Source organism: Mycobacterium sp. pR1184 (assembly GCF_041287235.1).
Taxonomy (GTDB): Bacteria; Actinomycetota; Actinomycetes; order Mycobacteriales; family Mycobacteriaceae; genus Mycobacterium.
In genome coordinates this window covers 11,912-37,468 of sequence record NZ_JBGGKR010000011.1, presented here as the reverse complement: position 1 = coordinate 37,468, position 25,557 = coordinate 11,912, and the positions used below count along the sequence as shown (strand labels likewise).

General features: G+C 66.8%; 16 protein-coding genes. 11 read left to right on the top strand and 5 right to left on the bottom strand.

What is annotated here, in order from left to right; genetic code table 11:
* Positions 1-28 precede the first annotated feature (28 nt).
* On the top strand, positions 29-901 hold the full coding sequence (locus tag ACAG21_RS19315) for an LLM class flavin-dependent oxidoreductase (protein ID WP_370497868.1): 873 nt from the start codon (positions 29-31) through the stop codon (positions 899-901).
* Here ACAG21_RS19315 and ACAG21_RS19310 read toward each other — a convergent pair.
* Together ACAG21_RS19310 and ACAG21_RS19305 are read right to left on the bottom strand one after the other, a co-directional pair.
* Positions 864-1,583, bottom strand: a complete 720-nt coding sequence (locus ACAG21_RS19310; protein WP_370497867.1) for an SDR family oxidoreductase — start codon at positions 1,581-1,583, stop codon at positions 864-866. The two genes, ACAG21_RS19315 and ACAG21_RS19310, sit on opposite strands and share 38 nt — an antisense overlap.
* A gap of 6 nt (positions 1,584-1,589) precedes the next feature.
* The gene (locus tag ACAG21_RS19305) at positions 1,590-2,423 is read right to left on the bottom strand and encodes a FadR/GntR family transcriptional regulator (protein ID WP_370497866.1); all 834 of its coding nucleotides are present in this window, start codon (positions 2,421-2,423) and stop codon (positions 1,590-1,592) included.
* A gap of 113 nt (positions 2,424-2,536) precedes the next feature.
* On the opposite strand from ACAG21_RS19305, the gene ACAG21_RS19300 reads away from it, so the two are divergent.
* Together ACAG21_RS19300 and ACAG21_RS19295 are read left to right on the top strand one after the other, a co-directional pair.
* Positions 2,537-4,927, top strand: coding sequence for a CoA transferase (locus ACAG21_RS19300; RefSeq protein ID WP_370497865.1), 2,391 nt, complete (start codon positions 2,537-2,539; stop codon positions 4,925-4,927).
* A gap of 11 nt (positions 4,928-4,938) precedes the next feature.
* A complete protein-coding gene (locus tag ACAG21_RS19295; protein ID WP_370497864.1) occupies positions 4,939-5,133 on the top strand; it encodes a ferredoxin in 195 nt (64 codons plus the stop codon).
* 1 nt (position 5,134) lies between these two features.
* Here the strand turns inward: ACAG21_RS19295 and ACAG21_RS19290 are convergent, their stop codons facing one another.
* Positions 5,135-6,430: a cytochrome P450 gene (locus ACAG21_RS19290; RefSeq protein WP_370497863.1), complete on the bottom strand. Its 1,296-nt coding sequence runs from the start codon at positions 6,428-6,430 to the stop codon at positions 5,135-5,137.
* An 83-nt stretch (positions 6,431-6,513) separates the two neighbouring features.
* On the opposite strand from ACAG21_RS19290, the gene ACAG21_RS19285 reads away from it, so the two are divergent.
* The 5 genes from ACAG21_RS19285 to ACAG21_RS19265 all read left to right on the top strand — a co-directional run bounded on the left by ACAG21_RS19285 (position 6,514) and on the right by ACAG21_RS19265 (position 10,682).
* Positions 6,514-7,623: a Rieske 2Fe-2S domain-containing protein gene (locus ACAG21_RS19285; RefSeq protein ID WP_370497862.1), complete on the top strand. Its 1,110-nt coding sequence runs from the start codon at positions 6,514-6,516 to the stop codon at positions 7,621-7,623.
* A 3-nt stretch (positions 7,624-7,626) separates the two neighbouring features.
* Positions 7,627-9,207 carry an AMP-binding protein gene (locus tag ACAG21_RS19280; protein ID WP_370497861.1) on the top strand — a complete coding sequence of 527 codons (1,581 nt, stop codon included), beginning with the start codon at positions 7,627-7,629 and terminating at the stop codon, positions 9,205-9,207.
* A gap of 62 nt (positions 9,208-9,269) precedes the next feature.
* Positions 9,270-9,695, top strand: coding sequence for a nuclear transport factor 2 family protein (locus ACAG21_RS19275; RefSeq protein ID WP_370497860.1), 426 nt, complete (start codon positions 9,270-9,272; stop codon positions 9,693-9,695).
* 70 nt (positions 9,696-9,765) lie between these two features.
* The gene (locus ACAG21_RS19270) at positions 9,766-10,239 is read left to right on the top strand and encodes a MaoC family dehydratase N-terminal domain-containing protein (RefSeq protein WP_370498025.1); all 474 of its coding nucleotides are present in this window, start codon (positions 9,766-9,768) and stop codon (positions 10,237-10,239) included.
* Positions 10,236-10,682 carry a MaoC family dehydratase gene (locus ACAG21_RS19265; protein WP_370497859.1) on the top strand — a complete coding sequence of 149 codons (447 nt, stop codon included), beginning with the start codon at positions 10,236-10,238 and terminating at the stop codon, positions 10,680-10,682. The genes ACAG21_RS19270 and ACAG21_RS19265 overlap by 4 nt, the downstream gene beginning before the upstream one ends.
* 3 nt (positions 10,683-10,685) lie before the next feature.
* Here the strand turns inward: ACAG21_RS19265 and ACAG21_RS19260 are convergent, their stop codons facing one another.
* The gene (locus tag ACAG21_RS19260; protein ID WP_370497858.1) at positions 10,686-12,170 is read right to left on the bottom strand and encodes an aldehyde dehydrogenase; all 1,485 of its coding nucleotides are present in this window, start codon (positions 12,168-12,170) and stop codon (positions 10,686-10,688) included.
* Between the two features lie 101 nt (positions 12,171-12,271).
* On the opposite strand from ACAG21_RS19260, the gene ACAG21_RS19255 reads away from it, so the two are divergent.
* Complete coding sequence (locus ACAG21_RS19255) at positions 12,272-13,624, top strand: secreted hydrolase (protein ID WP_370497857.1); 1,353 nt, start codon at positions 12,272-12,274, stop codon at positions 13,622-13,624.
* Here the strand turns inward: ACAG21_RS19255 and ACAG21_RS19250 are convergent.
* A complete protein-coding gene (locus ACAG21_RS19250; RefSeq protein WP_370497856.1) occupies positions 13,607-14,758 on the bottom strand; it encodes an aromatic ring-hydroxylating dioxygenase subunit alpha in 1,152 nt (383 codons plus the stop codon). The genes ACAG21_RS19255 and ACAG21_RS19250 overlap by 18 nt on opposite strands.
* Positions 14,759-15,052: 294 nt before the next feature.
* On the opposite strand from ACAG21_RS19250, the gene ACAG21_RS19245 reads away from it, so the two are divergent.
* Together ACAG21_RS19245 and ACAG21_RS19240 are read left to right on the top strand one after the other, a co-directional pair.
* Entirely contained in the window at positions 15,053-15,772 is a 720-nt protein-coding gene (locus tag ACAG21_RS19245) for a DUF1906 domain-containing protein (protein WP_370497855.1), read from the top strand.
* Positions 15,773-16,335: 563 nt separating this feature from the next.
* Positions 16,336-25,557, top strand: coding sequence for a fatty acid synthase subunit beta domain-containing protein (locus ACAG21_RS19240; RefSeq protein ID WP_370497854.1), 9,222 nt, complete (start codon positions 16,336-16,338; stop codon positions 25,555-25,557).

The window sequence follows — 25,557 nt, the reverse complement described above, 5'->3', positions numbered from 1 at the left end:
TTGCAATCGGCACGAGTATGGGTGGCGCATGGTCGAGTGGTATCTGTTCCTGCCGCAGGTGCGGTTGTCGGTGGGCGACATCACGGGACGGGCGCGGGCTGCCGAAGCCAGTGGCTTCGACGGAATCGCGTTCATCGATCACCTCGAGGCTCCGGGGTTGCCGGGCGAAAGCATTTGGGAGGCAATGGCCGTCGCGACCTGGGTGGCGGCCAACACCGAGCGGTTGCGGGTCGGACACCTGGTGCTGTGCGACGCCTTTCGGCATCCCGCCGTGCTCGCCAAGCAAGCCGTCACCCTGTCGGACGCATCGGACGGCAGGTTCGATCTGGGCCTCGGTTCGGGATCCTGGCCCACCGAGTTCACCAGATTCGATGTCGGTCAGCAGGATCCGGTGGCCCGCGTCGCGCAACTTGGCCGCCACCTGGCCCTGATCAGGCAGTACTGGGGCGACGGTGCCGACGACGACGCGGTGGCTCAGTCACCCGCGCGCAGCCATCCGATACCGCTGGTTTTGGGTGGCAGCGGGCCTCGCATGATGGAACTTGTTCGCAATCACGCGGATTGGTGGAACCTGCAGGCCGACCACATCGACCGGTTGGCCAAGCTGGCCCCTTCGGCGGGCGACGCCCGGATCTCGGTGCAGCAGATGATCGGCTTCGCCCACTCGGGTACCGACCCCGGGACCGTGCGTGAGGTCAGCACCCGGCGCTTCGGCGTGCTCGGGGCGGGTCTGGTGTGCGGTGACGCCGACGATCTGACCCAGCATTTCGCGGGCCTGGCTGCCCAGCGGGTGGAGCGCTTCTATGTGTGGTTCGCCGATTTCGCGAAGCCGGAATCGCTGCACCAGTTCGGTGAATCGGTGATCAAGCCGTTCCCTGACGGCGGCGGCGCGCTTCGGTAGGAACGACCGGCGGCCGGGCGTACGGACCGCGCTGCACCGCGGAAAGCCGGATCTCCGGCACATCGACCGACGGGTCCACGGTGTCCAGCCAGGCGACCGCCTCGGCGACATCGGAGGTCTGAATCGCGAACATCTCGAAGGGAACGTCCTGCAGCATCTCGGTTTCCACCGGGCCCGGTGTCACGATGTGCACGGCGATGCCGTCGCGATCGACTTCGAGCGCCAGGGCGCGGGCGAACGCGTTCATGCCGGCTTTCGACGCGGAGTAGGCGGTACGGGCCATCATCGGCTCGTGCGCGGCCGACGACGAGATGAACACGAAGCGGGACCCGGGCCGCATCCGCGGCAGCACCGCGGCGGTCACCACGAAGCACGAATCCAGGTTGGCCGAGATGATGGTCTGCCACTGCTGGAACGTCTGCTTGCGCGCATACGTTCCACCCAGCGCGCCAGCTGCGTGAACGACCAGGTCGATTGTCTCCAAAGTGCTTATCGCAGTGGGAAAGCCGTCCGGATCGGATGCGTCGGCCACGATGTGACGGGCCCCGATCTCCTCGGCCGCCGCGCGTAACGGGCCCTCGCGCCGGGCCACCAGGACCACGTCGTAACCGAGTTCGGCAAGCTTGCGCCCGCAGCCCTTTCCGATCCCGCCGCTGCCGCCGGTGACCAATGCGGTTCGCATAGGGGCTTAGGACTGCCGGAGATCGCGCGGGCGTGACCCCGAACGAGAAAGAGACTGCGGCGAAAGGGCATAGATCCGTTGGCTGGGCCGACCGGCCAGCACATAGGTCTGCGTATCGGCGAGGTGACGTCCCGCGATGCGCCGAGCCCGGTCGACGTCGCCTTCGGCAATCGTCTCGGCGAGCTTGACGTGTGTGTTGAGGACCGCACGCCGCTGGGTCAACGAGGGATAGGTGCCGCGCGCCGCGCTCTCGTCGGCCCATTGACGCTCGTGGCTGCTCCACAGCGTCTCCAGGCTGCCGACGACCGCGATGATGGTGTGGTTTCCGCAGCCCTGCACGATGAGATCGTGGAACTGGCGGCCGATTTCGGTGAACAGTCGCCCGTCGTCGAGGTGCTCGGCCATGGAATCGTTGATCTGCTTGAGTTCTGGCACCAGGGTGTCCGCTCGGTCCGGACGCTGAGCCGCGAGTGCGGCGCACGCGGGCTCGAGCTCCTGCAACGCCATGCCGAGGTCGGCGACCTGAACGGACTCGCTCTGCAGCAACAGTCCGAGCATGTAGGCGGCGCTGGTCTTGGCCGGCGCATGCACGACGGCGCCGCCGCGGTTACCGCGGCGCACCGACACCAGACCTTCGGTTTCCAGGATGCGCAGCGCTTCGCGCAGCGAGACCAGGCTGACGTTGAACTGTTCGACCAGTACTTCCTGGCGCGGCAGGAGATCGCCGTCGGCAAGCTCGCCGTCGATGATTTGGCGGCGCAGTTCGTCGGCTACGATTTCGGCGATCCTCGGCGCCGACAACCGGCGACGGGCATCGGGCCCAATTCCCAGGGTGGTCATCCATTCCTCGCAGGAGCAGCGGCAGAGCGGCGAACCCGCACTCAGCTGGCTTAGCTATTTTAGCAGTAATGATATAAATAGCATCTCTGATCGCGTGTCGATCGGAAGGGCGGATGCAATTGAGCCAGGGGTCTGACGACCGTCCGACACCGCTGCACGAGCTGCGGGTCGTCGAGATCAGCGACCGGATAGCTGGCAGCTACTGCGGCAAGTTGCTGGTCGACGCCGGGGCGCGGGTGCGCAAAATCGAACCGCCGCAAGGCGATTGGCTACGGCGTTATTCGGCGTCGGGTTCGTCCGTGCCCGATGGCCGGCCGTCGCCGTTCTACAGTTATCTCAACGCCGGCAAGCAGAGCATGACCTTCGCGCCCGGCTCGCAGCGATTGCGCGCCGAATTGGCCGGCGCCGACGTGATCATCCTCACCGCCGGCCCGTCCCGTGCCGCGGCGCTGGGTATCGATCCGCGCCTGCTGCTCGCGGATGCGCCGCAGGCCGTCGTCGTCACGATCTCCGACTTCGGCTGGACCGGACCGTATGCCGACCGGCCCGCCAGCGAGTTCACCCTGCAGGCCTGGGCCGGCTCGCCCGGCTTCCGCGGCGATCCGGCCGGGCCTCCGATCTCGATCGGCGGCGACCTGGGGGAGTACATGGGCGGTGTGTTCGCCGCGTTCGGTGCGCTGGCCGTGCGTCGTCGCGTCGAGCAGGGCGGTCCCGGTGAACATCTGGATCTGTCGATGCTCGAGGCGATGACGTTGATGCAGAGCAGCGAATGGCTGCATTCTCAGTTGCTGCGGGTGCCGCCGATCAGCCGCACCACCGAAGTACCGTCGATCGAGCCGGCCAAGGACGGCTACGTCGGGATCACGATGGTGACCGGTCAGCAGTGGCTCGATTTCCTGGCGATGGTGGAATGCCCGCAGCTGGAAGAGATTGAGCAGCTGCGTTTTCAGATCGGCCGGTGGGGCTATCGCGACCTGATCCGCGAACAGATCGGCCCGTGGCTGGCCGAACGCACCGTCGCGGAGATCGTCGAGCTCGGCCAGCTGTTCCGGCTACCGATCGCGGCATTGGGTAACGGCGCCACGATCCGGGACACGGAGTACGCGACCGAACGCGGCGTGTTCCAGCCCAACCCCGCCGGCTTTCATCAGCCCCGCCCGCCGTGGCTGATGTCGGCGTGTGCGGCGGCTCCGGTGGGTCAGACCGCCGCGTTGGGCGCCGACAACGACGAATCGCCTTGGCGCACAAGCGGGCCCGAGAGCGCGCTGGCGCGCGGCGCCAGGCCGTTGGAGGGTGTGCGAATTCTGGACCTGACCGCGTTCTGGGCCGGCCCCGCGGCAACCCACCTGCTGGCGGCGTTCGGCGCGGAGGTGATCAAGGTCGAGTCCATCCAGCGTCCCGACGGTATTCGCTACTCCGGCGGGATGCGCAAAGACGTGGACGACTGGTGGGAGTACGGCTGGGTGTTCCACGCGATGAACACCAACAAGCGTTCGGTCACAGTGGATTTGGGCTCCGAAGAGGGAAGGCGGCTGTTCAAGAAACTGGCGGCCGGCGCCGACGTCGTGATCGAGAACTTCTCGCCGCGCGTGATGGACCAGTTCGGGCTGACCGCCGACGTGCTGCTCGAAGTCAATCCCAAACTCGTTGTCGCCCGGATGCCCGCGTTCGGTCTGGACGGCCCTTGGCGCGACCGGGTCGGATTCGCTCCCACGATGGAACAGCTCGCCGGGCTGGCCTGGGTAACCGGACTGCCGGATGCCGCGCCGGTGGCCCCGCGCGGCGCCTGCGATCCGCTGGCCGGGGTGCACGCCGCGTTTGCCGTGCTGGCCGCGCTGAACTTCACCGAACGCACCGGAACGGGTCAGCAGCTGGAGCTGCCGATGCTCGAGACGGTGCTCAACGCCGCCGCGATACAGGCGATCGAATACGAGGTATACGGAAAGACGCTGAGCCGCAACGGTAATCGTGGTTTCGCAGGGTCGATCCAGAACCTCTACCGGTGTACTGGAGACGACGATTGGATCGCGGTCACCGTGCGCGACGACCAGCAGTGGGCCGCGCTCGTCGATGTGATGGGGCGGCCGGCCTGGTGTGACGATTCTCTAAGCACCGCCGCAGGACGACGCGAGCGCGCCGACGACATCGACGACCGGCTGCGGCAGTGGTTTGCCGGGCAGCCCCTGGGGCCGACGGTGGAGCGGCTGGCGAGCGCGGGTGTGCCTGCGGCGCCGGTGGTCTCGCCGTCGCTGGTGACCGAGAACCCTCAATTGCGCGATCGGGGTTTTTTCGAAGAGCTGCAGCACTCGAGCATCGGGAGAGCGGAGTATCCGTGCCCGCCGTTCGCGTTGCTTACCGGTCAGGATCGGTGGCTGCTTCGCCCACCGCCGCTGTTGGGCGAGCACAATGGAGAGGTACTACGCGATCGGTGCGGGCTGACCGACGAAGAACTGGCGAACCTCGCTGCCGGCGGGGTGATCGGAACCCGCCCGAAGGGCCTGTAAGGAGGCAACTGATGCGCGTGACCGTCGACGAGACCTTGTGCGAAGCCAACGGCTTTTGTGAATCGCTCGCCCAGGACATCTTCGAACTGGGCGACGAGGACGTGGTGCAGATCGCCGACGGTCCGGTGCCGCCGGATCGCGAAATCGATGTGCGAGCCGCCGTGGAGCAATGCCCCAAGGCCGCGCTGCGAATCCAGGAGGACTGAGTCAGCGCTCGGCCAGGGAGATCGGCATCTCGTCGTAGATCGACATGTTGGTGGTCAGGTTCGGATACGACACGGTGACGGGCCCGATTTCGATGCGATCGCAGCGCAGCAGCAGCTCGTCGAGCACGGCCCGCAGTTCGGCGCGCGCCAGCATCGCGCCCAGGCAGTGATGTGGCCCGCCGCCGCCGAACGCGACGTGCGGGTTGGGTTGCCGGCCGATGTCGAACGCGAACGGCGATTCGAAGACGTCCTCGTCGCGATTGGCAGAACGCAGCATCGACACCACCCGGTCACCCGCGGGGATGTGCTGACCGTCCATCTCCACGTCGATCTTCGCGGTTCGGGTCCAGTACGCCACCGGGGAGGCCCAGCGCAGCACCTCCTCGACGGCGCCGGGCCGCACCGCTTCGTCCGCGCGGTAGCGTTCGATCTGCTCGGGGTCGGCGACGAACGCCTGTAATCCCATGGCCAGTGCGTTTTTGGTGGTGTCGCTGCCGGCGAACGCGAGCACGAAGAAGAAGAACTCCAGCTCGTTTGCGGGCAGGCGGAATTCCTGGCCGTCGTCGCCGGTGATTACCGCGGTCGCCAGCGTGCTCCAGATGTCGCCGGTCGGGTTGCCGCGCTTGTCCGCGGTGAGCTCCATCGCGTATGCGAAGACCGAACCGAAGAGCTCGAGCTCTACTTGTCCGCTCGGGCCTGCCTCGGGCGTTAGCGCCTTCAGGATGCGGTCGAAGATGTCGAAGATCCGCGGCCGGTCTTCGTCTGGGATGCCGATGATGTCGCCGATCACCGTCATCGGCAACGCGTCGGCAACATCTTCGATCCAATCCCCACCGCCCTTGGCGAGCAGCGCGTCGATCATCTGCGCCGCTCGCGCTCGGATGCCGGCCTCCAGCTTGGCGATCGCGCGTGGATTGAACGCGTTGGAGATGAGTTTGCGGCGCTTGTTCAGCTCCGGTGGGTCCAGCGTGATGATCGTTGGCGACGACGAGAACAGCGCGACCGGCTGGATGAGCGGGCCGTCGGCCGCGGTGAACGATTCGGTGTCGCGATGCAGGCGAACGGCATGCCGGTGCTTGGTGGCGACCCAGAATTGGCGCTTGACCGTGGCTGCGACACCCGGTGTCAGTTCGTGCCGGAAAAGGGATCGGGTGTGTCGTAAATCGGCGAACAACTCGTCGGGAAAACCGTTACGCCACAAGGCGAAATCGGATAGGTCCACTGCAGCAGCAGTCATGCGCAACCCCGCTCGCTCTCCGACCGTGCGGCAACCGGCCGGCGCCGCGTTGACGTTCAATGATTAAAATAGTAAAAATAGACTTTAGTCGTCGAAACGCGGTGAGGTAAGAGCGGCCCGGCCGCGTGGGAAACGGAGTTCTCGTGACGCATACGATTTCAGAGCAAGACCCGTCGGAACGCGAGTTCGGACAGTCCGGCATTGCGCTGTCCACCTATCGGTTCCCGACCGGGTGGTTCATCGTTGCCTTCGCCAGCGACGTCAAGCCCGGTGACGTCAAGCGCCTGCACTACTTCGGTGAGGAGCTGGTGTTGTTCCGCACCGCCTCCGGCAAGGTCAATGTGCTGGACGCCTACTGCCAGCACCTCGGCGCCAACATGGGCGTCGGCGGCACCGTCGACAACGAGAACATCGTCTGTCCCTGGCACGGTTGGCAGTGGCGCGGAGACGGCAGCAACGCATTGATCCCGTACAGCAAGATCGGCTGCAAGAACAACGTCCGCATCCGCACCTATCCGACCATGGAGTGGTACGGCTTCATCCTGGTCTGGCACGAACGCCACGGCCGGGCGCCTTACTGGCAGCCGCCGGCGCTGCCCGAATTGGAGACCGGCGAGTACTACCCGCTGCACCCGCACAGCCGGATGCTCAACCGGGTCAAGGTGCACGCGCAGATGATCATCGAGAACGCGGCCGACCCCTATCACGTGCAGTATGTGCACAAGGCCGCCAACCCCGCCAACACCGCCTCGTTCGAGGTGGCGGGCTATCACCTGCATGCCACCGTCAACGCTCACTTTGGTGGGGGCCGGGCCAAGACGTGGCTGACCCCCAACGGGCCGGTCGACGCCAAGATCATCTACGACAACTATTCGTTGGGCCTAGGGCTCGTCCGTTTTCCGAGTGACCTGGTGGCCACCATCGAGGTCACCGGGCAGACGCCGGTCGACGAGGACTACACCGACTACTTCTACACGCAGGCTTCCGTCCGCGAACCCGGCGACACCGGCGACAAGCCCACTGGCCGGGCCGCGAAATTCCTGGCGCTGCAACAAGAAGTCATCAAACAGGACTTTTTCACCTGGGAGAACATGAAGTACCTGGAGAAGCCGAACCTGGCTCCCGAGGAGGCGCGCGACTATGCGGCGCTGCGGCGCTGGGCGCACCGCTTCTACCCGGACGCCGAGCCGTCGCCTGACGACTTCGGGTACACCGCTGCCGGCGAGCCCGACCCGGCGGCCGCGAAAGCCTAAGTGATGCATTCGGTTCGGAGTAAGCCCCTGGGGCCCTCCGATTTCGGCGTGGAGCGGTTCACCGTTGCGGACGTGTTGGATCGCCGGGCCGAGCAGTACCCCGATCGGGTGATGATGTCGATCGCCGGGACCGAGGTGACGTTCGAGCAGATGCGGCAGCGCTCCTGCGCGGCGGCGAACATGCTCAGCGAATTGGGGGTGGGCCGCGGTGACGGGGTGGCGTTGTTCACCGGAACCTGTCCCGAATGGGTGTACTTCTGGTTGGGCGCGGCCCGCATCGGCGCGGTGAGTGCGGCGGTCAACGCCGCGAACAAGGGAGACTTCCTGCTGCACACGCTGCAGTTGGCGCGGCCCAAGGTGATTCTCACCGACGCCGAGCGCCGGGCGCGCGTCGATGAGGTTGCCGACGGGCTGGACACGGTGACTGACGTTGTCGTGCAAGATGATTCGCTTGGTGCGGCGCTGAACGCCGGAGTCCGCTGCGCGGACAAACCGGCGGGGGAGGGGGACGTAGGGGCGTTGTTCTACACGTCGGGCACCACTGGGCCGTCGAAAGCCGTTGCCACGAGCTGGCATTACCTGTTCTCGGTGGCTGCGACCGTTGCGGCGGCCTGGGAGTTGCGGGCGGGAGAGGCGTTGTGGACGGCGATGCCGTTGTTCCACTTGAGCGCCGCTCCCAGCGTGCTGGCCCCGATGCTGGTAGGCGCGACGACCGTGTTGGCGCAATCGTTCCATCCCGCTCAGGTGTGGGATGACATCCGCGCCCATGGCGCGGTCGGCTTCGCCGGAGCCGGCGCGATGGTGTCGATGCTGTACAACCGGCCCGCCGAGCGCGGCGATGCGGAGCTGCCGCTGCGGTTCATCTCCGCCGCGCCGATCGACGCTGGCCGCTACCGCGACATCGAAAAGCGTTACGGCTGCCGCATTGTCACGATGTACGGGATGACCGAGGCCTTCCCGATCGCGGTCAAGGGCGTCGCCGACGAGGGCGTGCCCGGGACCTCGGGGCGGCCCAATCCCAACTTCGACGTGCGCATTGTCGACGACGACGGGAACCCGCTGCCCGCCGGGGCCGTGGGCGAGATCGCCTGCCGGCCCAGGCACCCGCACGTGATGAGCGAGGGCTACCTAGGCCGGGACGCTCGGGTGGACCCGCACCCGGAGTGGTTTCGCACCGGTGATCTCGGCCGGCTGGACGCCGATCAGAATCTGACGTATGTGGACCGGATCAAGGATTCGCTGCGCAGGCGCGGCGAGAACATCTCCTCGGTCGAAGTGGAACGCGTCGTGATGGGCCATCCCGCGGTCGCCGAGGCTGCAGCGATCGGGGTGCCCAGCGATTTGGGCGAGGACGACATCCTGGTCGTGGTCGCGCTGCGGCCGGACGCGGTGCTGGACTGCGCCGATTTGCTCGACTTCTGCGCCGACCGGATGCCCTACTTCTGCGTGCCCCGGTATGTCGAGGAGGTCAACGAACTCCCGAAGAACGTTATCGGACGGGTACGTAAAGATTTATTGCGAGCCAAAGGTTTGACTTCAGGGGTCTGGGATCGGGAAGAATACGGATATATTGTTAAGCGGTAAGTAAAGTCCATGTTACGTAGCTCGATTCTTTTTGTCCTTCGGGGAGAGGCTGGCGAGTAGAAATGACGTTGTCCTACCAGCAGGAACAGTTCCTGCACGCCGCGACCGGCCGCGATGCGATCTTGAATTTGAACGCCCGGCACAATCGCGCATACTCCGACGGTGACCGCGATAGCTGGATCGCGACCTTTCGTCATTCCGGCGCCAGCTTCGTCCGCGACGGCGAACTGTTCGCCGACCTGCGTCTGGCCTTCGACGGGGGCGAGGGACAACGGTTGGTGACCGTCGATCACGAGATCGCGGTCGACGGTGTCCACGCGATGCAGCGTTGTGTCGTGGTGCTGTTCTCCGCCGCCTTCGGCGACACCACGCTGCGCGCCACCGGGACGTACCGGGATGAGCTGATCTACGAGCGTGGCGGCTGGTACTACACGTCGCGCAATCTGTCCTGGGATCTGGTGCCGAGCCGGCACCCGCTTGTCATGTGAGCGGCACCGCTACGTGGATTCGGACCTCAGCTACCAATTAGCCTTCGGCACATACGAAGACGCGCTGCGCATGGTTGGCGCGGCAAGCGAACCGCGGACCGCGGTGAATCCGGTAAGCGGTGCGCGTATTCAGTTGTATGCCTCGATGATTCACGACGGCAACCGGTCGTACTGGGATCCGGAATTCGCCCGGCAGCGGTGGGGCGGCCTGCTGGCCCCGCCGGGTCTGTTGATGGGCTGGCTGATACCCCCGCCGTGGGAGCCGGGCGGCCGGCGACCCGTCGCCTCGCTGGTCTTGCGAGTGCCGTTGCCGGGCACCACATTCATCAATGCCGCCAACGACGTCGAGTTCACCGAACCCATCGTGGAGGGTGACATGCTCACCAGTGTCGAGGAACTGGTCTCGGTATCACCGGAGAAGCAGACCCGGCTGGGTAGCGGCCATTTCATCGAGACGCTGGAGACCTATCGCCGTCAGGACGGAACGGTCGTTGCCCGATCACGAAATACGTTGTTCCGCTTCACCCCGGCACCGTCGGCATGAACCTTGCCGAATTGGATTGGAACCAGATCACCGTTCCCGTCGAGCTGCCGGAAGTGGTCGATGAAATCAGCTACCAGCGGGTGGTCGAGAACGCCGGCGCGACCTGGGACTATTTCCCCGGCCACTTCGATCCCGTGTACGCGCAAAGTCAAGGCAATCCAACGATTTACCTCAACACCATGCATCTCGCCGGGTTCGCCGATCGCATCGCGACCGACTGGGCCGGGCCGAGCAGCCGGGTGGTACGCCGCTCGCTGCGGCTGGCCGGTTCGATCTACGCGGGTGACACGATGATTGGCCGGGGCCGGGCGGTGGCCAAGCGGCTGGACACCTCGGTGGACCCACCGCGCCGGCTGGTCGACATCACGATCGAAGTGACCAACCAACACGGCGTGCTGTGCTGCCCGGTCGAGCTCACGTTGCAGATGCCCCAAAGTGGTTGATTGTCAATCGGTTAGCGGCGGCAGCTGCCCCTTGCACACCAGCGTCTGAAGCTCGACGTACTCGTGCAGGCCCTCTGGGCCGAACTCGCGTCCGATGCCCGACTGCTTGAAACCGCCGAACGGGGCGCCGATATCCAGGGTGTACATGTTGATGCCGTACGTGCCGGTGCGCACACCGGCGGCGACCTCGAGGCCGTGCGCGATGTCGGACGTCCACACCGAACCGGCCAGGCCGTAGTTGCTCTCGTTGGCGATCCGGACCGCGTCGGCTTCGTCGCGATACCGCAGTACGGTCAACACCGGTCCGAAAATCTCCTCGCGGGCGATGCGCATGTTGTTGGTCGCGTCGACGAAAAGCGTTGGCCTCACATACCAGCCGCGCTCAGCCGGACTGTCTTGTGCGCTATTGAGGCCACCGAGCACGGTGCGCGCGCCTTCGGTTTGTCCAGACTGGATGTACTCCTGCACCTGGCGTTGATGTCGTTGTGCGAAAAGCGGCCCGATGTCGGTCGCCTCGTCGGTCGGATCCCCGACATTGAGTCCCGACATCATCTCGGCCAGCGCGTCGACGAACTCGTCCTGCCGTCGGTCGCTGACCAGGATGCGGGTCTGGGCGACGCAGGCTTGTCCGTTGTTCATCAGGCTGGCCGACTTCAGCCCGGCCACCGTCTTGGGGATATCCGCGTCGTCCAGAATGATCGCTGCCGACTTGCCGCCGAGCTCCAGGCTCACCCTCTTGAGCTGCTCGCCGCAGAGCGTGGCGATGCGGCGTCCGACGGCGCTGGACCCGGTGAAGGAGATCTTGTCGACGCCGGGATGGCGCACCAGCGCCTCACCGACGTCGGTACCGCCCGGCAGCACCGACACCACGCCGTCGGGCAGGTCGAGCTGCTCGATCATCTCGGCCAACCACAAAGCGTCCAAAGGTGTTTCGGGTGCAGGCTTGATGATGACCGGGCAGCCGGCGATCAGGGCCGGAATGAGCTTGGGCATGATCAGGAATTGCGGTACGTTCCACGGCACGATCGCCCCGACCACACCGACCGGCGCCCGGCGGAGGTGTACTTCGCCGAGCACACCTTGGCGGCGTTCCACCCAAGGGAAGTCGCGGGCGGCGGCCAGCGTGAGGTGGATCAGCGCCGCCGCCGCCGCACCCTGACCCATCCGGCTGAAGGTGCGTGGCGACCCCATCTCGTCGGTGATCAGATCAGCCATCTCGTCGACGTGGCCGGCATAGATCGCGGCGAGCTCTTCGACCTTGGCCATCCGTTCGGCGTGGGTCAGTCGTGGCCACGGCCCATGGTCGAAGGCGTGGCGGGCGGCGGCAACCGCGGCATCGACGTCCTCGGGCCCGGCGACTTGGACGTGGCCGATGGGCTCCTCGGTATGCGGCGAAATCACGGCGAGCTGTTGCGGATTGGCGGGCCTGCGCCACTGCCCTCCGATGAACACTTCGGCGTAGGTCCGATGGTCGGATTTTTCTGTCATCGGGGCACTTCCTTGGGCCGGGGGTGAGGTCGTGGCCGTAACTTCGCTATTGACGCTAACATAGCAAAGAATAAGGATAGCGCCGTGGCAAGGAAGCCGAAATGAACACCGATTGGCGCCGTTACCCGTATCAGTTGGTGCCCGGTGACAGCCAGCTGGATTTCCCCGAGGCCGAGGGTGAACATCCCGACCAGGAGTCCGACACGTGGTTCATCGCCGGGCAACTGCAGGCCGTCGAGAGCGACCGGTCGTTTGCGTTCCTGACCATCTTCAACAAGAACCAACCCGGGGGAACGGTCGTCGCCGATTTCTACACGATGGCGCTGTTCGACCTGGATACCGGCGACTACGGCACGTACACCGATTACGACATGCCGCCGAAGAACATGGAACCGGGCGCGCAGCGCAAATTGTCCATGGCCGCAGGCTATCTCGACATCAGCTATCAGAGCAGTGCCGGCACCGCGTCCTGGACGACATGCCGCGACGGCGACGGTGAATTGCTGCCCTACACGTATCGGGTCAGCCTGGTGGGCCAGGATCACCAGGGCCGGTCCATGCGGCTGGATTTGGTCGTTACCCCGACGCGCGCGCCGACGCCGGTGGGAGCGTCGACCTACAACGGCAAGATCGTCTGCTTCGGCCAAGACGACACGTACTCGTATTTCCAGACCGGCATGTCGATGACCGGAACGCTGCGCTGGGGCGAGACGATCGAGCAGGTCTCCGGTAGCGCCGGACATGTCGACAGGCAGTGGTTCCCCAAGTACGCAGGTGGCGGTGGATCCGGGGGAGACCCGCGGGCCCGCTCGCACGAATGGCGCACGATCAATTTCGACAACGGCGTCGACCTGAGTATCTGGCGGCAGTTCGATCGCACGAACGGCAATGCGCTGCAACCGTTTACCGGTGTAACGACGAGTCATCCCGACCCGGCCATCGCACCCGAGTGCGCCGAGGACGTGGAGGTCACTGTCAGCAGCTATGTGCGATGGCCGGAAACCGTGCGGCCGCTGGTGCGTCCGCCGGCCCCGGCTCGGTACATGGCCGACCGGCACCGAATTACTTGCGCCACACTGCAACTCGATCTCATTGGCGAGCCTCTGGTGCCGGCTCCGGCGCACGGTTTGCCGATCGAATATATGGAAGGCCCGTACCGCTACCAGGGCACGCTGTGGGGTCAGCCGGTGAGCGGCTTCGCGTTCAACGAGCGTTCGTTCGCGCTGTACCGGGACTGGGAGCTGGTTGAGGTGCTGGCCACCACTGTCGCCGACGTCGATCCGGGCCTGCAGTCGATGGTCGACGAGCTGGTGGCGTTGGTGGCGGCGGGCCGTCGCGGCGCGGCGGCCGAATTGTTGGCCGGGGCTCTTCCCGCGCAAAACAGCGCGCTTGCAACGCTTCTCGACGATCTGATCGCGGTGCTGTCCGAGGTCCAGTCAGCCGACAGCAGCTGAGGCGGCGAGCGCCTCGGCCCAGGCGATGTGGCGATGCTGCAGTCCTGGCTCGTTGCGGCCGAACACCAGGTGGTCGCGTGCGCCCGAGTTGAGATTGGCCTGCAGCGCCTCCACCAGCTTGTAGTCCTCGTCTCGCACGGTTGCATGCGCGTACTCGAACACGGCTTGAGCACCGGCCGCCACGGATTCCTCGGAAAGGTCCAGCGGTGTTGAGTTTTGGTGCACGGTGATCGACCTGCCGGGTTCGTCGCCGGGGTAGATCCGGAAGAGCTCGCCGTTGGCGATCGTCACCGAGATCACGATGTTGGGGAACAACGCGTAGATCACCACCATGTTGTGGAACGGGTCCCACTGCTCCTCGGGAACATTCTCCAGCTCGAGGATCGCGTTGAGCGGGAAGATCAACCGATGGTGCGGCCCATACGAGTCGAACACCGTGCAGTTGCTGCGGGCGATCGTGGCGAAGGTGTCCCGGTGCACGGTGGCGAAGTGGTAGTTCTCGGCGAAGGTGTCGACGGCCAGCTTCCAGTTGATCGGGGTGTCGAGGACCTTTTCACCCAACGGAGACCAGCGGCCGATGCCCCACGAGTCGAGTTCGTCGGCCAGCGGTCCCAGGTGCGCGGCGACGTCCAGGGTGGCGTCTTTGTCCAGCGCCACCCAGAGGAACCCGGCGAACTCGGCGGCGGGGAGCTCGGTCAATGAATCGGACTTGACCGTCGTATCCGGGAAGCCCTCGCGACCCGGCAGCCCGACCAGCTTGCCGGTGTTGTCGTAAGTCCACGCGTGATAGGGACAGCTGAACCGCTTCGCGGAGCCACACCCGGTCACGACCGGGGATTGGCGGTGCAGGCAGACATTGTCGAAGGCGCGGACCGACCCGTCGGACGTCCGCGTCAGCAGGATCGATCGCCCCATCACGGTCTTGGTGCAGTAGGCGCCGGGGGCGGGCAGCTCGCTGACGTAGCCGACCAGTTGCGGGCTGGCCAGCAGCAACGCCCGTTCGCTGAGGTGTCGCTGCAGTGATGTGTAATCGCCGGCGTCGACGGTGTATGTCTGCGGCGCCAGGTCGGTGGTCTTATCGCGGGCCAACTTCAAAGCCCGTCGGGTCAGGTCGATGAGCTGGTCACGATCCATCGGAAGCCCCCTGTGATTTCTGCACCCTCCGACGTTAACTTTATAAAGTTAGTAGTGACAATAAAAATTGGGCAGGGATCTGGATTGGTTTGGGGGTGCGCTCACGGTTTTCGGCGTGCGCGCACGGCGGCCCGGCCCGGCGTGTCTCCACCCTGAGCGCACAGTCATTGGCGTAACCGCACCCTCGATCCCCGCGGAGTCGCCGCGGACTAAACACGAGTTGTCCAGAAGTGACAAAGCTGTGACCCGTGTGACTGATGTGTCTGATGAGCTTTGTGTCGTACCCTTTCCGGTGTGTCGATTTCGCGCCGTGACGTGCTCAAATTCGCGGCCGCGACCCCGGCTCTGGTCGGGCTGGGTGTCGCGGGCTCGTCGATGTGCGCGCCGACGGCCTCGGCATCCCTGGGCACTCTGCTGGACTACGCCGCGGGGGTCATCCCGGCCAGCCAGATCCGGGCCGCGGGCGCCGTGGGGTCGATTCGTTATGTCTCGGACCGGCGGCCGGGCGGCAACTGGATGCTGGGCAAGCCGATCCAACTCTCCGAAGCGCGTGACCTGCACAGCAGCGGGCTCAAAATCGTCTCCTGCTATCAGTACGGCAAGGGCAACTCCGCCGACTGGCTGGGCGGCGCCAGCGCCGGACTGCAACACGCCAAGCGGGGGATGGAGCTACACGAGGCGGCCGGCGGGCCTGCCGACGCGCCGATTTACGCATCGATCGACGACGACCCGTCTTATGACCAGTACAAAAGCCAGATCGCTCCATACCTGCGGTCCTGGGAGTCGGTGATCGGGCACCAGCGGACGGGCGTTTACGCCAACTCCAAAACCATCGACTGGGCGCTGCACGACGGCCTGGGCTCCTGCTTCTGGCAGCACAACTGGGGCTCGCCCAAGGGCTATGCCCATCCGGCGGCCAATCTGCACCAGGTCGAGATCGATAAGCGCAGCGTGGGCGGCATTGGGGTGGACGTCAACGAGATCCTCAAGCCGCAATTCGGGCAGTGGGCCTAGCAATCACGCGGCATCGCGAATATCTCTGACCCTTTAGCTCATCCGGCCGCGCTTTCGCAACTCGACTCCAGCAAACACTTGTTCGCCATTCGTCGTGCCGCGCGCAGGCCTTCGAGTGCGAGACGCCGCGGCCGCCGCGGCGCGAAGGGCGGCACGCACTACGAATTCTTAACATAACGATTTGATAACAATGCCGCCTTGAACAGCGCAGTTATAGCTACTCGACCGTAACCACCTGCATGCAGGACGTTTGTTCTGGATACCCCGAAGGCCGGTTAATCCGGGTGTTACCCACGACACGGTTACCCGCGCGTAGAACTCATCAGTAACCGATCAGCGCAGAAAAACGACCCGAATCCTTATGACACTCTTAGTACAGCCGATGCAGTCCGCCGCGCCGCTTGGTCGACTTGAGTGGCCCGCCGACAACACACCGGTCAGCCGCTATTCGGGCTGCGATTCAAAGCGGAATCGACCCAGAGCCGGCTGGGGCCCCGCCCGCCGGGACTATCAGCAGGCCGAACGAACCGATACGTGAAGACGCATACAGGGAGATATACAAGGTGACGATCCACGAGCACGACCGGGTGTCCGCTGACCGCGACGGGAATGGCCCGCACAACACCCACGCTCTGGTCGACCGTCTCACGGCCGGCGAGCCGTACGCTGTCGCGTTCGGTGGGCAGGGCAGTGCCTGGTTGGAAACTCTGGAAGAACTGGTGTCGTCGGCGGGCATCGAGACCGATATCGCCACGCTCGTCGGCGAAGCGGAGCTGCTGCTCGAGCCGGTGGCCAAGGAGCTGGTCGTGGTGCGTCCGATCGGCTTCGAGCCGCTGCAGTGGGTGCGCGCGCTGGCGGCCGAGGACCCGACGCCGGCCGACAAGCACCTGACGTCGGCCGCGGTGTCGATGCCCGGCGTGCTGCTCACCCAGATCGCGGCCGGGCGTGCCCTGGCGCGACAGGGCATGGACTGGACCGCGACCCCACCGGTCGCCGTAGCCGGGCACTCGCAGGGCGTGCTCGCCGTCGAGGCGTTCAAGGCCGAGGGGGCTCGCGACGTCGAGCTGCTGGCGCTGGCCCAGCTGATCGGAGCGGCCGGAACGCTGGTGGCCCGTCGCCGTGGCATCTCCGTACTCGGCGACCGCCCGCCGATGGTGTCGGTCACCAACGCCGACCCGGAGCGCATCGTCGCGCTGCTCGACGAGTTCTCGAAGGACGTTCGCACCGTGCTGCCCCCGGTGCTGTCCATCCGCAACGGCCGGCGCTCGGTCGTCATCACCGGCACGCCGGAGCAACTCTCCCGCTTCGAGCTGTACTGCCAGCAGATCTCCGAGAAAGAAGAAGCCGACCGCAAGAACAAGCTGCGCGGCGGCGACGTCTTCGCGCCGACGTTCGACCCGGTTCAGGTTGAGGTGGGCTTTCACACCCCACGGCTGGCCGACGGCATCGACATCGTCGGCGGCTGGGCCGAGAAGGTCGGCCTGGACGTCGAGCTGGCCCGGCGCCTGACCGACGCCATCCTGGTCAGCGGTGTCGACTGGGTGGAAGAGATCACCGCGGTGCACAACGCCGGCGCGCGCTGGATTCTCGACCTGGGTCCCGGCGACATCCTGACCCGACTCACCGCGCCGGTGATCCGCGGCCTCGGCGTCGGCATCGTGCCCGCCGCCACCCGCGGCGGTCAGCGCAACCTGTTCACCGTCGGCGCCACCCCCGAGGTGGCACGGCCCTGGTCGAGCTACGCGCCGACCGTCGTGACCCTGCCCGACGGCCGCGTCAAGCTCTCGACGAAGTTCACCCGGCTGACCGGGCGCTCGCCGATCCTGCTGGCCGGCATGACCCCGACCACCGTCGACGCCAAGATCGTCGCCGCCGCGGCCAACGCCGGACACTGGGCCGAGCTGGCCGGTGGCGGGCAGGTAACCGAGGAAATCTTCGCCGCGCGCATCGAGGAGCTGTCCGGGTTGCTCGACACGGGCCGCACCTACCAGTTCAACACCCTGTTCCTCGACCCCTACCTGTGGAAGCTCCAGGTCGGCGGTAAGCGCTTGGTGCAGAAGGCCCGTCAGGCCGGCGCCGCGATCGACGGCCTGGTGATCAGCGCCGGCATCCCGGACCTGGAGGAAGCCGTCGCGCTGATCGACGAGCTCAACGAGGTCGGCATCAGCCACGTCGTGTTCAAGCCCGGCACCATCGAGCAGATTCGCTCGGTCATCCGCATCGCGACCGAGGCGCCCACCAAATCGGTGATCGTGCACATCGAGGGCGGACGCGCCGGCGGCCACCACTCGTGGGAAGACCTCGACGACCTGCTGCTGGCGACCTACTCGGAGCTGCGTTCGCGCTCCAACATCACCGTGTGCGTCGGCGGCGGCATCGGCACGCCCGAGCGCGCCGCCGAGTACCTGTCCGGCCGCTGGTCGCAGTCGTACGGTTTCCCGTCGATGCCGGTCGACGGGATCCTGGTCGGCACCGCGGCGATGGCCACGCTGGAATCCACCACGTCGCCGTCGGTCAAGCAGCTGCTGGTCGAGACGACCGGCACCGACCAGTGGATCGGTGCCGGAAAAGCCCAGGGCGGCATGGCTTCCAGCCGCAGCCAGCTCGGTGCCGACATTCACGAGATCGACAACTCCGCCTCGCGCTGCGGCCGGCTGCTCGACGAGGTCGCCGGTGACGCCGACGCCGTCGCGCAGCGCCGCGACGAGATCATCGCCGCGATGGCCAACACCGCCAAGCCGTACTTCGGTGACGTCAAGGAGATGACGTACCTGCAGTGGCTGCAGCGCTACGTCGAGCTCGCCATCGGTGAGGGCAACTCGACCGCCGACACCGCCAGGCCCGGCAGCCCATGGCTGGCCGACACCTGGCGCGACCGTTTCCAGCAGATGCTGCAGCGCGCCGAGGCCCGGTTGCACTCCCAGGACCACGGCCCGATCGAAACGCTGTTCAACGACGAGGCGCTACTGGACAACCCGCAGGCGGCTCTCGAACAGCTGCTCGCGAGCTACCCCGACGCCGAAACCGTGGTGCTGCACCCGGCCGACGTACCGTTCTTCGTCACGCTGTGCAAGACGCTGGGCAAGCCGGTCAACTTCGTGCCGGTCATCGACAAGGACGTGCGGCGCTGGTGGCGCAGCGACTCGCTGTGGCAGGCGCACGACGCCCGCTACGACGCCGACCAGGTGTGCATCATCCCCGGCACCGCCGCCGTTGCCGGCATCACCCGGGCCGACGAGCCCGTCGGTGAACTGCTCGACCGTTTCGAGCAGGCCGCCATCGACGACGTGTTGGCCGCCGGCGGCGAGGCGAAAGCCGTCCGCTCGCGCCGGCTGGGCCGCCCGGACGTGACCGGACCGCTGGCAGTCGTGCTCGACGCCCCCGATGTGCTGTGGGCCGGGCGCACCGCCATCAACCCGGTTCACCGCATCGCCGATCCGGCCGATTGGCTGGTCCACGAAGGTCAGCGCGCCACGCACTCGTCGACCGGTGCTCGCCTGCAGGTCCAGTCCGAGGAGCGCGTCGTTCTGAGCGTCCCGGTGTCCGGCGTCTGGATTGACATCTCATTCACGTTGCACGCCAACACCATTGACGGCGGTGCGCCGATGGTCTCCGCCGACGACGCCACCGCCGCTATGCGTGCCGTCCTGGCGATCGCCGCCGGCGTCGATGGTCCGGAATCCCTCCCGGCGGTCACCGACGGGACCGCGACCGTGACGGTGGATTGGGACCCCGAGCGCGTCGCCGACCACACCGGGGTCACGGCCACCTTCGGCGAGCGCCTGGCGCCCAGCCTCACCACCGTGCCCGACGCGCTGGTCGGCCTGTGCTGGCCCGCGGTCTTCGCCACGATCGGTTCCGCGGTCACCGAGACCGGCGTCCCGGTCGTCGAGGGCCTGCTGAGCCTGGTCCACCTCGACCACGCCGTTCATGTGGTCGGCAAGCTGCCTGCGCAACCGGCCCAATTGACCGTTACCGCAACGGCTTCGGCGGCGATCGACACCGACATGGGCCGAGTTGTCCCGGTTTCGGTGACGGTGGCCGGCCCCGACGGTACGACGATCGCGACCCTCGAGGAGCGCTTCGCGATCCTCGGGCGTACCGGTTCGGCCGAACTTACCGACCCGTCCCGGGCCGGTGGTGCGGTATCGAAGAACACCACCGACACCCCGCGCCGTCGCCGCCGCGACGTCACCATGATCGCGCCGGTCGACATGCGTCCGTTCGCCGTGGTGTCCGGTGACCACAACCCGATTCACACGGATCGGGCTGCCGCTCTGCTGGCCGGCCTGGAATCGCCCATCGTGCACGGCATGTGGCTGTCGGCCGCCGCGCAGCACACCGTGACCGCCACCGACGGCCAGGCCCGGCCGCCGGCCCGCCTGATCGGCTGGACCGCGCGCTTCCTGGGCATGGTGCGCCCCGGCGACGAGGTCGACTTCCGGGTCGATCGCGTCGGGATCGACCAGGGCGCAGAGGTTTTGGAGGTTACGGCAAAGGTCGGAACCGACCTGGTGATGTCGGCGACCGCGCGACTGGCCGCACCGAAGACCGTCTACGCGTTCCCCGGCCAGGGCATCCAGCACAAGGGCATGGGCATGGAGGTCCGGGCCCGGTCCAAGGCCGCGCGCAAGGTCTGGGACGACGCGGACAAGTTCACCCGCGACACCCTGGGTTTCTCGGTGCTGCACGTGGTACGCGACAACCCGACCAGCCTGATCGCCAGCGGCGTGCACTACCACCACCCCGACGGTGTGCTGTACCTGACGCAGTTCACGCAGGTCGCAATGGCGACCGTGGCGGCCGCCCAGGTCGCGGAGATGCGCGAGCAGGGTGCATTCGTCGAGGGCGCCATCGCGTGTGGGCACTCCGTCGGTGAATACACCGCGCTGGCATGCGTTTTGGGCGTCTACGAGCTGGAAGCGTTGCTGGAGACCGTGTTCCACCGCGGGTCGAACATGCACGACATCGTGCCGCGCGACGAGATGGGCCGTTCCAACTACCGGTTGGCCGCGATCCGCCCCTCGCAGATCGACCTGCCCGACGACCAGGTCACCGACTTCGTCGCCGAAATCGCCGAGCGCACCGGGGAATTTCTGGAGATCGTGAACTTCAACTTGCGCGGCTCGCAGTACGCGATCGCCGGCACGGTCCGCGGTCTCGAGGCCCTCGAGGAAGCCGTGGAGAAGCGTCGCGAAATCAGCGGCGGCAAGCGCTCTTTCATCTTGGTGCCGGGCATCGACGTGCCGTTCCACTCGCGGGTGCTGCGGGTCGGCGTCGCCGACTTCCGCCGCTCGCTGGAGCGGGTGATGCCGCGCGACCAGGACCCCGAGCTGGTCATCGGCCGCTACATCCCCAACCTGGTGCCGCGGCCGTTCACGCTGGATCGCGACTTCATCCAGGAGATCCGGGATCTGGTGCCGGCCGAACCGCTGGATGAGATCCTGGCCGACTACGACACCTGGCTTGCCGAGCGGCCGCGTGAGATGGCCCGCACGGTGTTCATCGAGCTGTTGGCGTGGCAGTTCGCCAGCCCGGTGCGCTGGATCGAAACTCAGGACCTGCTCTTCATCGAGGAAGCCGCTGGCGGCCTGGGCGTGGAGCGGTTCGTCGAGATCGGCGTGAAGTCCGCGCCGACCGTCGCCGGACTGGCCACCAACACCCTCAAGTTACCCGAATATGCGCACAGCACAGTCGAAGTGCTCAACGCCGAGCGCGACGCCGCGGTGCTGTTCGCCAACGACACCGACCCCGAGCCGGAGGCCGAGGAGGAAGCGGTCGTCGATGCCGGCGCTGCCGCGTCAGAGGGTGCCGCGCCGCAAGCGGTCGCACCGGCAGCCGCGCCCACCGCGCCTTCGGGTGCTCCGCGACCGGACGACCTCACGTTCGACGCGGCCGACGCCACTCTGGCGTTGATCGCGCTGTCGGCGAAGATGCGCATCGACCAGATCGAGCAGCTGGACTCCATCGAGTCCATCACCGACGGTGCGTCGTCGCGACGTAACCAGCTACTGGTCGACCTCGGTTCGGAGTTGAACCTCGGGGCCATCGACGGTGCCGCCGAGGCCGACCTGGCCGGGCTGCGGTCGCAGGTCACCAAGCTGGCGCGTACCTACAAGCCGTACGGCCCAGTGCTTTCCGACGCGATCAACGACCAGCTGCGCACGGTCCTCGGGCCGTCCGGCAAGCGGCCGGCCGCGATCATCGAGCGGGTCACCAAGACCTGGGAGCTCGGCGAGGGGTGGGCCAAGCACGTCGTCGTCGAGGTCGCGCTGGGAACCCGCGAGGGCACCAGCGTCCGCGGCGGTGCGATGGGGCACCTGCACGAGGGTGCGCTGTCCGACGCTGCCGCTGTCGACAAGGTCGTCGACGCCGCGGTCGCTGCGGTCGCGGCGCGCCACGGTGTTTCGGTGTCGCTGCCCTCGGCGGGCGGTGGCGGCGGAGCGACGATCGATGCCGCCGCACTCTCGGAGTTCACCGACCAGATCACCGGCCGCGACGGCGTGCTGGCTTCGGCGGCCCGCCTGGTGCTGGGACAGCTGGGTCTGGACGACACCGTCAGCGCCTCGCCGGTGGCCACCGATGCCGAGCTGATCGACCTGGTCACCGCCGAATTGGGTTCGGAATGGCCACGTTTGGTGGCGCCGACGTTCGAGGCCAAGAAGGCCGTGGTGTTCGACGACCGCTGGGCCAGCGCCCGCGAGGACCTGGTCAAGCTATGGCTGACCGACGAGGGCGACATCGATGCCGACTGGGTGAACCTGTCGGAGCGGTTCGAGGGCGCCGGCCATGTCGTCGCCACCCAGGCGACGTGGTGGCAGGGCAAGGCCCTGGCGGCGGGCCGTGGAATCCACGCCTCACTGTTCGGCCGCATCGCCGCGGGTGCCGAGAACCCGGACCCCGGCCCCTACAACAGCGAAGTCGCGGTCGTCACCGGTGCGTCGAAGGGTTCGATCGCCGCGTCGGTCGTGGCGCGTCTACTCGACGGCGGTGCCACCGTGATCGCGACGACGTCCAAGCTTGACGACGACCGGCTGGCGTTCTACCGCAACCTCTACCGCGACCACGCCCGGTTCGGTGCGACGCTGTGGGTGGTCGCGGCCAACATGGCCTCCTACTCCGACATCGACGCCTTGGTCGAATGGGTCGGTACCGAGCAGAGCGAAAGCCTTGGGCCACAGTCGATTCACATCAAGGACGCCCAGACCCCGACCCTGCTGTTCCCGTTCGCGGCACCGCGGGTGGCCGGCGATCTGTCAGAGGCCGGCTCACGCTCCGAGATGGAGATGAAGGTTCTGCTGTGGGCCGTACAGCGGCTGATCGCGGGCCTGTCCAAGATCGGCGCCGAGCGCGACATCGCCTCACGCCTGCATGTCGTGCTGCCGGGCTCGCCCAACCGCGGAATGTTCGGCGGTGACGGCGCTTACGGCGAGGCCAAGTCCGCGCTGGACGCCCTGGTGAGCCGCTGGCACGCGGAATCCTCGTGGGCCGCGCGAGTCAGCTTGGCGCACGCGCTGATTGGCTGGACCCGCGGCACCGGGCTGATGGGTCACAACGACGCCATCGTCACCGCCGTCGAGGAAGCCGGTGTCACCACCTACTCCACCGACGAGATGGCCGGGATGCTGCTGGCGCTGTGCGATGTGGAGTCGAAGGTGGCCGCGGCCAGCAAGCCGATTGAGGCGGATCTGACCGGTGGTCTCGGCGACGTCGAAATCGACATGGCGGAGTTGGCCGCCAAGGCTCGCGAGGAGATGTCCTCGGAGGCAGTCGAAGACGACCAGCCGGCAGCGGGCACCATCGCCGCGCTGCCGTCCCCGCCGCGCGGGTTCACCCCGGCGCCGCCGCCGGAATGGGCCGACCTCGATCTCGACCCCGCCGACCTGGTGGTGATCGTCGGCGGCGCCGAACTCGGCCCGTACGGTTCGTCGCGCACCCGCTTCGAGATGGAGGTCGACAACGAACTGTCGGCCGCGGGTGTCCTCGAGCTGGCCTGGACCACCGGGCTGATCCGCTGGGAGGACGACCCCCAACCGGGTTGGTATGACACGGCTTCCGGTGACCTGATCGACGAGGCCGAACTGGTCGAGCGCTACCACGACATCGTCGTCGAGCGTTGCGGCATCCGGGAGTTCGTCGACGACGGCTCGATCGACCCCGACCACGCGTCGCCGCTGCTGGTGTCGGTGTTCCTGGACAAGGACTTCGCGTTCGTCGTCTCGTCGGAGGCCGACGCCCGCGCGTTCGCCGAATTCGACCCCGAGCACACGGTGATCCGGCCGGTGCCCGAGTCGAGCGACTGGCAGGTTATCCGCAAGGCCGGCACCGAGATTCGGGTGCCGCGCAAGAACAAGCTGTCGCGGGTGGTCGGCGGCCAAGTCCCGACCGGGTTCGACCCGACCGTGTGGGGCATCAGCGCCGACATGGCCAGTTCCATTGACCGCCTTGCGGTGTGGAACATCGTCGCGACCGTCGACGCGTTCCTGTCCGCCGGGTTCAATCCCGCCGAAGTGATGCGCTATGTGCACCCGAGCCTGGTGGCCAACACCATGGGCACCGGCATGGGTGGCGGCAGCTCGATGCAGACGATGTACCACGGAAACCTGTTGGGCCGTAACAAGCCGAACGACATCTTCCAGGAAGTACTGCCGAACATCGTTGCTGCGCATGTGGTTCAGTCCTACATCGGCAGCTACGGCTCGATGATTCACCCGGTCGCCGCGTGCGCGACAGCCGCGGTGTCGGTCGAGGAGGGCGTCGACAAGATCAAGTTGGGCAAGGCCGAGATGGTCGTGGCCGGCGGTATCGACGACCTGACGCTGGAAGGCATCATCGGCTTCGGGGACATGGCGGCCACCGCCAGCACCGAGATGATGCGCGACCGTGGCATCACGGACTCGAAGTTCTCGCGGCCCAACGACCGTCGGCGGCTCGGCTTCGTCGAGGCACAGGGTGGCGGCACCATCCTGCTGGCGCGCGGTGACCTGGCGCTGAAGATGGGTCTGCCGGTACTCGCGGTGGTGGGCTTCGCGCAGTCCTTCGGCGACGGTGTGCACACCTCCATCCCGGCCCCCGGCCTGGGTGCACTCGGCGCGGGACGCGGCGGCAAGGAGTCGCCGCTGGCGCGAGAATTGGCCAAGTTGGGTGTTGGCGCCGACGACATCGCGGTGATCTCCAAGCACGACACGTCGACGCTGGCCAACGATCCCAACGAGACCGAGCTGCACGAGCGGCTGGCCGACTCGCTGGGACGCTCTGAGGGTGCGCCGCTGTTCGTCGTCTCGCAGAAGAGCCTCACCGGACACGCCAAGGGTGGCGCCGCGGTCTTCCAGATGATGGGGCTGTGCCAGATGCTGCGCGACGGCGTGATCCCGCCGAACCGCAGCCTGGACTGCGTCGACGACGAGCTGTCCGGCTCGGCCCACTTCGTCTGGGTGCGCGACACCCTGCGCCTCGGCGGGAAGTTCCCGCTCAAGGCCGGCATGCTGACCAGCCTCGGGTTCGGTCACGTGTCCGGGCTGGTCGCGCTGGTGCACCCGCAGGCGTTCATCGCGACGTTGGACCCGAGCGAGCGCGAGGACTACCAGCGGCGGGCGAACGCGCGCCTGCTGGCCGGGCAGCGCCGGCTGGTGTCGGCCATCGCCGGCGGCGAGCCGATGTATCAGCGGCCGCCGGACCGTCGTTTCGACCACAGCGCGCCGGAGAAGCGACAGGAGGCGTCGATGCTGCTGAACCCGGTCGCGCGACTGGGCGATGACGAGGCCTATGAGGTGCCTGCCGGATGA

Coding starts and splice junctions, on each gene's coding strand:
- ACAG21_RS19270 (WP_370498025.1), top strand. CDS start 9,766: ATGGTTGGCGCGGCAAGCGAACCGCGGACCGCGGTGAATCCGGTAAGC.
- ACAG21_RS19250 (WP_370497856.1), bottom strand. CDS start 14,758: ATGGATCGTGACCAGCTCATCGACCTGACCCGACGGGCTTTGAAGTTG.
- ACAG21_RS19280 (WP_370497861.1), top strand. CDS start 7,627: ATGCATTCGGTTCGGAGTAAGCCCCTGGGGCCCTCCGATTTCGGCGTG.
- ACAG21_RS19310 (WP_370497867.1), bottom strand. CDS start 1,583: ATGCGAACCGCATTGGTCACCGGCGGCAGCGGCGGGATCGGAAAGGGC.
- ACAG21_RS19315 (WP_370497868.1), top strand. CDS start 29: ATGGTCGAGTGGTATCTGTTCCTGCCGCAGGTGCGGTTGTCGGTGGGC.
- ACAG21_RS19275 (WP_370497860.1), top strand. CDS start 9,270: ATGACGTTGTCCTACCAGCAGGAACAGTTCCTGCACGCCGCGACCGGC.
- ACAG21_RS19295 (WP_370497864.1), top strand. CDS start 4,939: ATGCGCGTGACCGTCGACGAGACCTTGTGCGAAGCCAACGGCTTTTGT.
- ACAG21_RS19300 (WP_370497865.1), top strand. CDS start 2,537: ATGCAATTGAGCCAGGGGTCTGACGACCGTCCGACACCGCTGCACGAG.
- ACAG21_RS19265 (WP_370497859.1), top strand. CDS start 10,236: ATGAACCTTGCCGAATTGGATTGGAACCAGATCACCGTTCCCGTCGAG.
- ACAG21_RS19305 (WP_370497866.1), bottom strand. CDS start 2,423: ATGACCACCCTGGGAATTGGGCCCGATGCCCGTCGCCGGTTGTCGGCG.
- ACAG21_RS19260 (WP_370497858.1), bottom strand. CDS start 12,170: ATGACAGAAAAATCCGACCATCGGACCTACGCCGAAGTGTTCATCGGA.
- ACAG21_RS19255 (WP_370497857.1), top strand. CDS start 12,272: ATGAACACCGATTGGCGCCGTTACCCGTATCAGTTGGTGCCCGGTGAC.